Below are 10,373 nucleotides of genomic sequence, written 5' to 3' on the forward strand. Positions count from 1 at the left end.
ATCGTCAGCAAGGTAAAGAGCCGCGCAGGAACCGGAGCGTATAGACATACGTGAGGATTCCGAGCAGCACATGAGCCTTGATCACGGCCCCGCAGCAAGAGTGTGAACATGTTTTGGCCCGCATCCGATCGCCTCTGGTTGATCGCGACACCTATGGGAAGATCATCCTTCTCCTCCTTAATTTCTGTTTCTTAAGGAGGATGCATGTCATCAATTCAATCGGCGCTCGCCGCCATCGATAGCTTTATCTGGGGACCACCCCTGCTGATCCTGCTGGTCGGGACCGGCGTCTATCTCACCCTGCGTCTGGGTCTGCTTCAGGTCGTGCGTTTGCCGCTCGCCCTGCGCCTGGTTTTTGGCCGCGATCAGGGTCAGGGCAAGCAGGGGGATGTCTCCAGCTTCGGCGCCCTCTGTACCGCGCTTTCGGCAACGATCGGTACCGGCAACATCGTCGGGGTTGCCACCGCCATCAAGCTGGGGGGGCCGGGCGCCCTGTTCTGGATGTGGATGGCGGCGCTGTTCGGCATGGCTACCAAGTACGCCGAGTGCCTGTTGGCGGTCAAATATCGCCAGCAGGATGCCAACGGCCAGATGGCAGGCGGCCCCATGTACTACCTGGAGAAGGGGCTCGGCTCCAAGGTGCTGGCCAAGCTGTTCGCCCTGTTTGGCATCGGCGTCGCCTTCTTCGGTATCGGCACCTTCCCCCAGGTCAACGCCATCAGTGATGCCATGAGCCTCTCCTTCTCGGTGCCCCGGGAAGTGACCGCCGTGCTGCTGACCCTGATCGTGGCACTGGTGACCCTGGGGGGGATCAAGTCCATCTCCAGCGTGTCGAGCAAGGTGGTGCCCTTCATGGCCATCTTCTACATCGTCGCCTGCCTCGGCGTGCTTGTGAGCAACGCCGCCGCCCTGCCGGAGGCGATCACCCTGGTGATCGGGAGCGCCTTCACCGGCCATGCGGCCACCGGCGGCTTCGTCGGCGCCGGCATCATGTTGGCGATCCAGTCCGGGGTGGCGCGGGGCGTCTTCTCCAACGAGTCCGGCTTGGGCTCGGCCCCCATCGCGGCGGCGGCGGCCAAGACCGATTCGTGTGTGGAGCAGGGGCTGGTCTCCATGACCGGCACCTTCATCGACACCATCATCATCTGCACCATGACAGGTCTGACCCTGGTGGTGACCGGGGTGTGGAGCGGCGATGCGAGCGGCGCGGCCATGACCAGTCTGGCCTTCGCCCAGGGGCTGGATGCCCATGTCGGCCAGTATCTGGTGAGCATTGGCCTCCTGTTCTTCGCTTTTACCACCATCCTTGGCTGGAACTACTACGGCGAGCGCTGCACCGAGTACCTGTTCGGGGTGAAGGCGATCAAGCCCTACCGCCTGGTCTACCTGGTGCTGGTGGCGTGCGGCGCCTTCCTGCATCTGGACCTTATCTGGCTCTTGGCCGACATCGTCAATGGTCTGATGGCGGTGCCCAACCTTATCGGCCTTATCGGTCTGCGCCACGTGGTGATTGCCGAGACCCGCGCCTACTTCAGCCGGGACAGCGATACGGAGTCCGAGCCCGAGCCGCAGACGGCCTGATGCCACGACACTGCATTCAAACCAAAAGCCACGACCCGGGTCGTGGCTTTTTTTATGGGCGCTTTTATGAGGGGAGCGGGCTGCTGTGCCCGGCAGCAGGGCCTGTGCTCACTCCTGGGTCAGCAGCGCGGTGAGACGGGCTCGCACCCTCTCCACCAGTTCGTCCTCGCTCCCTTGCCAAGCTATGGCTTGCGCGAGGGTGGTGGAGGTGCCCGGGATAAAGCGCAGATCGCCACCCGCCAGCTCGTAGAAGCGGCTCGCCATCCGGGTGCCTTGGTCTACGTCGCCTGCCACCAGCAGCATGGCCTGGGCCAGCACGGCGCCTTGGTGATCCTGGCCCGGCGCCAGCCAGCGCTGGGCGGTGCCGGTTACCTTGCGACCCCCGATCACCAGATTGTACTGGCCATCGCAAAACGAGCCGGGCACGAAGTCATAACTCCCCTCAAGACCATATTCCCCCAGCAGGGCGAGCAGCGGCGCCCCCAGCAGCCGGTAGTAGTGGGCCAGATCCGTGGTGGTGCGAGGCAGCATGAGCGACAGATTGAGGATGCCGGCGCCGTGGGGCACGGCGGTGCCGCCGCTGTCGCGCACATGCACGGGCCAGCCCTCGGCGGCAAGCTGCTCGCAGGCGGCCTGGTAGCGGGGCAAGCGGGTGTCCTTGCGGGTGACGATAAGGCATTGGGAAGCCTGCCAGAGGTGGGCGCGGGGCTGGCGGTCATGGGCGCACTCCCGCAGCCAGAGTTGCTCCTGGGCCAGGATCTGATCCGGGGTGTGGCTGCTGGGCAGGGGGGAGAGCAGGGTATAGGGCATGGCAGGCATCCTGAGCAGAGGCTGCCCTGCACACTAACCGCGATGGCGAAGGAGGTAAAGCCCCGCATGGCGGGGCTTTGGTGCAAGGATGGCGGAGTGTCAGGCCTGTGCGGCGGCGCGCTTGGGCAGCAGCAGGTTGAGCACGATGGCGGTGAGGCCGCCGGTGGCGACACCGTAGGAGAGCACGCTCTTGGCCAGATCCGGCAGGTGTTGCAGCACTTCCGGCACCTGGGCCACTCCGAGGCCCATGGCCAGCGACACCGCCAGGATCATCAGGGCGCGGCGATCTAGCTCCTCGCGGGAGATGATGCGCACGCCGGCGGCGGCGATGGTGCCGAACATGACGATGGTAGCGCCGCCCAGCACGGGCTCGGGGATCTGCTGCACCAGGCTCGCTACCGCCGGGAACAGGCCGAGCAGGGCCAGCATGGCGGCGATGAAGAGACCGACGTGGCGGCTGGCCACCCCGGTCAGCTGGATGACGCCGTTGTTCTGGGCGAAGGTGGACATGGGGAAGGTGGAGAAGACCGCCGCCAGCATGGAGTTGGCACCATCGGCCAGCACGCCCCCCTTGATCCGTTCCATGTAGACGGGCCCTTCCAGCGGCTCGCCGGAGATGTCGGAGGTGGCGGTCATGTCACCGATGGCCTCGAGCGCGGTCACCACGAAGATGATGGCGAGCGGCACGAATAGCTGCCAGTCAAAGCCGAGCCCGTAGTGGAGCGGGATCGGCACCATCAGCAGCGGGCCGTCGAAGGTGGGGGCGTTGACCTTGCCCAGCAGCAGCGCCACCGCATAGCCCACCAGCATGGCGATCATGATGGCGGAGAGGCGCAGCCAGGGGTTGCGACTGCGCTGCAGCAGCACGATGAGGCCGAGCACCAGCAGGGAGAGGAAGAGGTTGGTGTGGCTGGCGAAGCTGCCGTCCGCCAGGGCGCCGTAGCCGCCCCCCATGCTGATAAGGCCCACCTTGATGAGTGTCAGGCCGATGAGCAGCACGACGATGCCGGTCACCAGCGGGGTGATGATCCGTTTGACCAGGTGCAGGAAGCGGCTCATCACTACGATGGTCAGGGCGGCCGCCAGCATGGTGCCGAACAGGGTGCCCAGCAGATCCTCGGTGGGCATGGCCGCCTGTTTGAGGGCGAGGCCGGAGGCGATGATGGGGCCGAGGAAGTTGAAGCTGGTGCCCTGCACCGAGAGCAGGCCGGAACCGAGGGGGCCGAAGCGGCGGGTCTGGATGAAGGAGGCGATGCCGGACATGACCAGCGACATGGAGACGATATAGCGGGTGTCGGCGGCAGGGAGGCCGAGGGCATTGGCGATGATGAGGGGCGGGGTGATGATGGCGACAAACATGGCGAGCATATGCTGCAGGGCGGCGAACAGGGTCTGGGGGAGGGGTGGGACATCCTCTATGCCGTAGACCAGTTCGCTGTGGGCTCGTCTGGGTGGATGGGCCTCTCGGGTTGCGCGTACGGCGGCAGCCTGTTCCATAAATACCTCGAATGTGTGGGGGAGGGGGGAGAAAATTGGGCGCTATTTTAGTGATTGAGAACGGGCTGACCAGCGCTAATTCGGCTGGAAACGGGTTTATTTTTCGATGGGTTGAAACGTTTGCGCATGGCGATTATGATCCGCCGGTTTGTGTGACGGCGCTCGCCCGTAAATGGCCCAGGTTGCATAGGATTTTGCCGCTGCACGGCGTAGAATGAGGCCTCTGTTGCGATTTGGAGGCTCTGGATGCTGAAGCTGTCGGAGTTCTGGAGTGCCCGTGCCCACTCCGAAGATTTTACCCTGACCCGCATGGGCTTTATGACGGTGCGTCTTCGGCTGCTCACCTGTCTGTTGATGGTGGGCCTGCCCGCCTGGGCGGTGGTGGACTGGCTGACCTTGCCCGCCGCCCAGTTCGATGAACTGTTTCAGGCCCGGATCTTCTGCCTGCTCGCCCTCTCCCCGCTCATCCCCTTCTCCTACCTCATCCATTTCAGACGCGAACGCATGAAGCTGGCGCTCGGCTACCTGATGGCGGTGATGATGCTCTTCTCCCTCATCTGCCTGCACAGCTTCGGCGCGGATCAGGAGCTGCAGGCGGGCTATATGGCGTTTCCCTACCTGCTCATCAGCCTGTTCGCCATCTTCCCCATTCCGCTCTCCCTCGGCCTGCAGCTGGCGGGGGGCATTCTGGTCACCATGCTGGCCGGCAACTGGCTGCTGGTGGGGCAGCCGCTCTGGAGCGTGCAGACCCTCAACCAGATCTGGCTGCTGGGGCTGTTCGCCCTGGCCAGCAGCTGGGTGCAGTGCGGCCAGCTCAACATGCTGCTGCAGCTCTACCGGGAGTCCACCACCGACGAGCTGACCGGCATGATGAACCGCCGCCTGCTGATGAAACAGCTGGAAAAGGCGCGGATGAGCATGATCCGCAAGCAGGCGCCGTTTGCGGTGCTGCTGCTGGATCTGGACCGCTTCAAGCGCATCAACGACACCTTCGGCCATCTGGCGGGGGATGCGGTGCTCAAGGAGGTGGCGGCGACCCTGGCGGAGCAGCTGGAGCCCGGCATGGTGCTGGGCCGCTACGGCGGCGAGGAGTTTGCCATCCTGCTGCCCAGCTGCGCCGAGCTGGCCCAGGCCAAGCGGGTGGCCGAGCGGCTGCGGGTGGCGGTGGAAGCTCGGCTGGTGAAGAGCCCCACCTCCGATGAACTGCTGGAGGTGACGGTGAGTATCGGCCTGACCCTGGCCATGCGTGGCGAAGGGGTCGAGGATCTGCTCAACCGGGCCGACGAGTGCCTCTACATGGCCAAGATGGCCGGGCGCAACTGCGTGGTGGGGGAGCTGGGTGGCAAGCCGGCACAGCCTGCCACCATACAGACAGATGCCGCCTGAGGGCGGCATCTTGCTTGAGCGGGGTTGGGCGGGCTCAGCCCAGCTGGTACTTGCCGGAGAGCTGCTGGGCCAGCAGCTTGAACATGTTGAACACCGCCATGGTCTTGCCGGTCGGGGTGCCATCTTCGGCCAGGAAGAACTCCCCCTTGAACACCAGGATCTCCCCCTTCTGCTCCACCGAGTCGGCACGCATGCCGTGGATGAAGTCTTCGTGTTCCTTGATGATCTTGTTGGCCATCTCCAGCAGGGCAGTCTCGGTGATCAGCTCTTTTTGTGGTTGCATGCTCGTCTCCTTAAACGACTACTGGGCAGGGGGCATAAGGATCGGCCCTGCCTCTGATTGAAGAGGGGGTCAGCATACTGCAAAGCGGGATTTTCTGTCATTGATATGACCCCGCATTTTCCCGCTTTGCTCTCTTCCATTATCCCAGCACCAGATTGCGCAGCCAGCGGCGCTGACGGATGCGGCGCTGCACCAGCAGCATCTTGCTGAGCTCCTCCAGCAGGATCACCGCCACCACCCAGGAGAGGGGCCAGCCGAGCAGGTTGACCGCTCCCCAGGCGAGCGGCAGGCCGATGCACCACATGCCGACGATGTCGATGAAGATGCTGTAGTTCACATCCCCGCCCGAGCGCAATACCCCGACGATACCCACCATGTTGAACACCTTGAGCAACATGCCCAGACACAGGATGGCGAGCACCTGGCCGGCCTCCGTCATCAGCTCGCCCGGCAGGTTGCCGACCCACTGCAGCAGGTGGGTCTGCAGCAGCCAGACCGCGATCCCCACCAGCAAGGCACCGATGGGGGCGAGCAGCAGGAAGAGCTGGGAGTGTTGCCAGGCAACCTCGTACTCTTCCGCCCCGAGCCGGTGGCCGAGCAGGGTGGAGCAAGCCACCGCCAACCCGAAGAAGAGGGAGATGAGGATGCTCTCCAGCGTCCCGAGGGTGGTCATGATGGCCAGCGAGTCGGTGCCAAGGTGCGCGTAAAGAAAGCCGTAGAGCAGCATGCCGAAGGCCCAGAGCCCGTCGTGGAACAAGAGCGGCAGGGCGATCAGGGTGAAGCGCACCACCTCCTTGCGTTTGAAGGCGGCTAGCCAGTCATCCTTTCGCGGGATCAGGCGCGCCTCGTAGCGTCTCACGTAGAGCAGCAGCAGTGCAGTCTGCAGCAGCCGCGAAATCGTGGTGCCCCAGGCCGAGCCGGCCACCCCCATGGCCTCGAAGCCGAAATGGCCGAAGATGAGGGCGTAATTGAGGATGACGTTGGCAATGATGGCGATGATGCCGATGCGGGTGGGGGCGGCGGCATTGCCGACCGAGCGCAGCGCCGACTCCAGCGGCACCACCACTGCGGTGCAGAGGATGGTGGCGCCGGTTATCATCAAAAATTGATCGGCCAGCTCGCGCAGCGCGGGCTCCTGGCTGGCAAAGCCGAGCACGCTGCCAGGTGAAAGCAGATAGACGAGGGCAAATGGCAGGCTCACCGCCAGGGCCCCCACCAGCGCCAGCGCCAGCGAGCGGCGCACCCCGGCCATCTCGCCGCGACCGTAATATTGTGCCGCCAACACCGAGACCCCACCCGAGAGGCCCGCTATCACCAGCAGATTGAAGAAGAAAACCCGGTTACCCAAGCCGACCGCCGCCACAGCCGTGGTGCCAAGCTGGCTCACCATCATGATGTCGATGAGACCGAGCAGGGAGAACATCATGGATTGCAGCGAGACCGGCAGGGCCAGCCGCCACAATCGGGTCATGAACTCGCGATCGGTGGTTTGTTTTAAAATCGCTTGCCAATAATTCATTTATGTTAACCGGGTAGATAAAAAGCAAGGTTTGTCACGGGTATGATAAGGGGGGCTGCGGGCGGCTTCACTGTGAGCCTCTCTCGGTTTTCTTGTGTAAAACTATCCTGTTGAGGTGTTATGCCGTTTGTCAGCGAGTGTCTGGAAATCGCCCCGGCCTGTGAGGAGCGAATGCTGGGGCGCGAAGGGCTGCCGCTGCTCGGCGAGGCCGGTATCTTCCTGACCGGCCTCTCGACCATTCGGGAGCACTACCTCATTCGCCGCAACCGGCCCGAGTTTCACATCCTGATGGCGAGTCACAGCGAAGGGGGCGCCCTGCTCACCGATGACGGCGAGCTACCCATCCTGGGCGGTTCGCTCATCTTCTTGCCGGCGGCAGTGCCGGGCGGCCTCAAGCTGGTGGGTGAGCAGTGGCACACCAGCTGGATCCTGCTCGACGACGTGCCGCGCTGGCAGCATCTGCACCGGCTCGGCCACCGTATCTGGCAGGGGGATGGCGGGGAGCAGCTTCATCATCTGCTCAACCTTATCCAGGGGGAGGGGGGGCGTTCACCGTTGCAGCCCCAACTGCTGAGTTTGCTGCTGGCGCTCTTGGAACGCACCCTGCAGGGGGAGGTGCGTGGCACCCCTGAGCTCAGGTTGCAGGCGCTGTTTCGACGGGTGGAGGCACGCCTCGACGAGCCCTGGAGTGTAGCCTTGCTGGCCGAGCAGATGGCCTGCTCGGTGCCCCATCTGCACCGGCTCTGCCAGCAGACGTTCGGCATGGGGCCCATGGCGAAGGTGACCGAGCTTCGTATGAACAAGGCACGCCAGCTGCTGCTCTACACCAACTGGTCGCTGGGTGAGCTGGCCGGCCGGGTCGGTTACAGCGATGGCGCCAACTTTGCCAACCGCTTTCGCCGGTTCACTGGTCTGACCCCTGGCGCCTTTCGTCGCCTGGGTCGCAAACCTTTTGCAACGGATGTGCAAACTCTTTGAAATTAACGGCGCAAGCCCATAGGATCGGCGGACTCCTTCGTCCAGGTCATCGTTTAGGTACCCGATCCATGTTTGAAGATAATAACCAGAAACGTCCCCTCTACATTCCCTATGCCGGTCCGGCCCTGCTGGAGACCCCGCTGCTCAACAAGGGCAGTGCCTTCACCAGCGAAGAGCGCAGCAACTTCAACCTCGAAGGCCTGCTGCCCCAGAATATCGAGACCATCGAAGAGCAGGCCGAACGGGCCTACCGTCAGTTCATGGCGTTCGGCAACGACATGGACAAGCACATCTACCTGCGCAACATCCAGGACACCAACGAGACGCTCTTCTACCGGCTGCTGACCAACCACCTGACCGAGATGCTGCCGGTCATCTACACCCCGACCGTCGGCAAGGCGTGCGAGGAGTTCTCCAACATCTATCGTCGCGCCCGCGGCCTGTTCATTTCCTATCCGGACAAGGACAGGATCGATGACATGCTGCAAAACGCCACCAAGCAGAACGTCAAGGTGATCGTGGTCACCGACGGCGAGCGGATCCTGGGTCTGGGTGACCAAGGCATCGGCGGCATGGGGATTCCCATTGGCAAGCTGTCGCTCTACACCGCCTGTGGTGGCATCTCGCCGGCTTACTGCCTGCCGGTGGTGCTGGACGTGGGCACCAACAACCAGCAGTTGCTGAATGACCCCTTCTACATGGGCTGGCGCAATCCGCGCATCTCGGGCGAAGAGTATGCCGAGTTCGTCGACGCCTTCATTCAGGCGGTCAAGCGCCGCTGGCCCGACATCCTGCTGCAGTTCGAGGATTTCGCCCAGAACAACGCCATGCCGCTGCTCAATCGCTACAAGAACGAGCTCTGCTGCTTCAACGACGACATTCAAGGCACCGCCGCCGTGACCCTCGGCAGCCTCATCGCCGCCTGCAAGGCCTCCGGCGCCAAGCTCTCCGAGAAGCGGGTCGCCTTCCTCGGAGCTGGCAGCGCCGGTTGCGGCATCGCCGAGCAGATCGTGGCGCAGATGAAAGCCGAGGGTCTGACCGATGCCCAGGCGCGCAGCCGGGTCTTCATGGTGGACAGATTCGGCCTCATCACCGACAAGATCCCCAACCAGCTCGACTTCCAGCGCCGCCTCTCCCAGCCGGTAGAGCGCATCGCCGACTGGCCGGTGGGGGACAACATCTCCCTGCTGGAAGTGATGGAGCACGGTCGTCCGGACATCCTGATCGGGGTCTCCGGCCAGCCGGGGCTGTTCACCGAAGAGGTGGTCAAGACCATGCACAAGCACTGTGCCCGCCCCATCATCTTCCCGCTCTCCAACCCCACCTCCCGGGTGGAAGCGACCCCGGCAGATCTGATCCGCTGGACCGACGGTCAGGCGCTGGTGGCCACTGGCAGCCCGTTTGCACCGGTGGAGTACAAGGGCAAGCGCTACGTCATCGCCCAGTGCAACAACTCCTTCATCTTCCCGGGGATCGGCCTTGGCGTCATCGCCGCCGGTGCCACCCGGGTGACCGATGCTATGCTGATGTCGGCCAGCCGCGCGCTGGCGGAGTGCTCGCCGCTGGTGAAAGGGGAAGAGGGCTCCTTGCTGCCGGATCTGGCGGACATTCATGAAGTTTCCCGCTACATCGCCAAGATGGTGGCCAAGACCGCCATGCTGCAGGGCAAGGCGGTGCAGACCCCGGACGAGGTGATCGATCAGGCCATCGAGGCGAACTTCTGGCGCCCAGAGTACCGCCGCTATCGCCGTACCTCCTTCTGATCCTGCGCAAAGACGCAAAGCAAAAGGGATGCCTCGGCATCCCTTTTTTGTGCATGGCGTGGCGGGCTTGCTGGCCGGCGCGCTGTCATCTGCACCTGATCACACGTCCGGCCCTCTGCTCGGTGGGGTTCACTGCTCTGCTGGCATCTCCGGCGCGGCGGGCTCGGCGCTCCCCTGGGTACCGGTGACCCGCACTTCCACCCGGCGATCCGGGGCCAGGCAGTCGATGAGAGCGGCTTTGGCCTTGATGACATCACTCTGGCTGCCGGTGACCGGGTTGCTCTCTCCATTGCCCTGGATACTCACCTTGTCGGCGGGCAACCCCTTGCCGATCAGGAAGTTGGCAACCGTGCTGGCGCGGGCCTCCGACAGCCTCTGGTTGTTGGCATCCGTGCCTATGCGGTCGGTGTAGCCCATCACCACGGCGCTGCCATCCTTGGGCTTGACGTCGACGATCTGCTGGTAGAGCGAGTCGAGTGCCTGCATCCCCTCCGGCTTGAGATCCGCCTTGCCGAACGCAAACAGCACGTCCGAGCTCAGGTTGAAGGTCTGGTCC

9 protein-coding genes are annotated in these 10,373 nt (G+C 63.8%); 4 read left to right on the plus strand and 5 right to left on the minus strand.

All coding sequences use genetic code 11. From position 1 onward, the window contains the following. The first annotated feature begins 204 nt into the window (after positions 1-204). Positions 205-1,581 carry an alanine/glycine:cation symporter family protein gene (locus CAK78_RS04565; protein WP_094696508.1) on the plus strand — a complete coding sequence of 459 codons (1,377 nt, stop codon included), beginning with the start codon at positions 205-207 and terminating at the stop codon, positions 1,579-1,581. A gap of 108 nt (positions 1,582-1,689) precedes the next feature. On the opposite strand, the gene CAK78_RS04570 is transcribed toward CAK78_RS04565, so the two are convergent. Both CAK78_RS04570 and CAK78_RS04575 read right to left on the minus strand, forming a co-directional pair. Then, positions 1,690-2,391, minus strand: coding sequence for a lipoyl protein ligase domain-containing protein (locus CAK78_RS04570; RefSeq protein ID WP_094696509.1), 702 nt, complete (start codon positions 2,389-2,391; stop codon positions 1,690-1,692). A 99-nt stretch (positions 2,392-2,490) separates the two neighbouring features. Beyond that, positions 2,491-3,888, minus strand: coding sequence for a nucleobase:cation symporter-2 family protein (locus tag CAK78_RS04575; protein ID WP_094696510.1), 1,398 nt, complete (start codon positions 3,886-3,888; stop codon positions 2,491-2,493). A 246-nt stretch (positions 3,889-4,134) separates the two neighbouring features. On the opposite strand from CAK78_RS04575, the gene CAK78_RS04580 reads away from it, so the two are divergent. After that, positions 4,135-5,274 carry a GGDEF domain-containing protein gene (locus CAK78_RS04580; RefSeq protein WP_094696511.1) on the plus strand — a complete coding sequence of 380 codons (1,140 nt, stop codon included), beginning with the start codon at positions 4,135-4,137 and terminating at the stop codon, positions 5,272-5,274. Between the two features lie 34 nt (positions 5,275-5,308). Here CAK78_RS04580 and CAK78_RS04585 read toward each other — a convergent pair whose 3' ends face one another. Both CAK78_RS04585 and CAK78_RS04590 read right to left on the minus strand, forming a co-directional pair. Beyond that, the gene (locus CAK78_RS04585; RefSeq protein WP_005298586.1) at positions 5,309-5,557 is read right to left on the minus strand and encodes a YciN family protein; all 249 of its coding nucleotides are present in this window, start codon (positions 5,555-5,557) and stop codon (positions 5,309-5,311) included. Positions 5,558-5,696: 139 nt separating this feature from the next. Continuing rightward, complete coding sequence (locus tag CAK78_RS04590; protein ID WP_094696512.1) at positions 5,697-7,076, minus strand: MATE family efflux transporter; 1,380 nt, start codon at positions 7,074-7,076, stop codon at positions 5,697-5,699. 120 nt (positions 7,077-7,196) lie between these two features. On the opposite strand from CAK78_RS04590, the gene CAK78_RS04595 reads away from it, so the two are divergent. After that, positions 7,197-8,054 (plus strand): helix-turn-helix transcriptional regulator, encoded by an 858-nt coding sequence (locus CAK78_RS04595; RefSeq protein WP_176452666.1) that lies wholly within the window; start codon positions 7,197-7,199, stop codon positions 8,052-8,054. A 68-nt stretch (positions 8,055-8,122) separates the two neighbouring features. Then, positions 8,123-9,817: an NAD-dependent malic enzyme gene (locus tag CAK78_RS04600; protein WP_017765762.1), complete on the plus strand. Its 1,695-nt coding sequence runs from the start codon at positions 8,123-8,125 to the stop codon at positions 9,815-9,817. A gap of 129 nt (positions 9,818-9,946) precedes the next feature. Here the strand turns inward: CAK78_RS04600 and CAK78_RS04605 are convergent. Then, on the minus strand, positions 9,947-10,373 hold a 427-nt coding region (locus CAK78_RS04605), incomplete at its 5' end, for an OmpA family protein (RefSeq protein ID WP_176452667.1).

The organism is Aeromonas sp. A35_P (genome assembly GCF_002259925.1).
GTDB lineage: Bacteria > Pseudomonadota > Gammaproteobacteria > Enterobacterales > Aeromonadaceae > Aeromonas > Aeromonas dhakensis.

Bases quoted from the DNA above. Each gene is read 5' to 3' on its own strand.
- CAK78_RS04565 (WP_094696508.1), top strand. From the start codon at position 205: ATGTCATCAATTCAATCGGCGCTCGCCGCCATCGATAGCTTTATCTGG.
- CAK78_RS04570 (WP_094696509.1), bottom strand. From the start codon at position 2,391: ATGCCCTATACCCTGCTCTCCCCCCTGCCCAGCAGCCACACCCCGGAT.
- CAK78_RS04575 (WP_094696510.1), bottom strand. From the start codon at position 3,888: ATGGAACAGGCTGCCGCCGTACGCGCAACCCGAGAGGCCCATCCACCC.
- CAK78_RS04580 (WP_094696511.1), top strand. From the start codon at position 4,135: ATGCTGAAGCTGTCGGAGTTCTGGAGTGCCCGTGCCCACTCCGAAGAT.
- CAK78_RS04585 (WP_005298586.1), bottom strand. From the start codon at position 5,557: ATGCAACCACAAAAAGAGCTGATCACCGAGACTGCCCTGCTGGAGATG.
- CAK78_RS04590 (WP_094696512.1), bottom strand. From the start codon at position 7,076: ATGAATTATTGGCAAGCGATTTTAAAACAAACCACCGATCGCGAGTTC.
- CAK78_RS04595 (WP_176452666.1), top strand. From the start codon at position 7,197: ATGCCGTTTGTCAGCGAGTGTCTGGAAATCGCCCCGGCCTGTGAGGAG.
- CAK78_RS04600 (WP_017765762.1), top strand. From the start codon at position 8,123: ATGTTTGAAGATAATAACCAGAAACGTCCCCTCTACATTCCCTATGCC.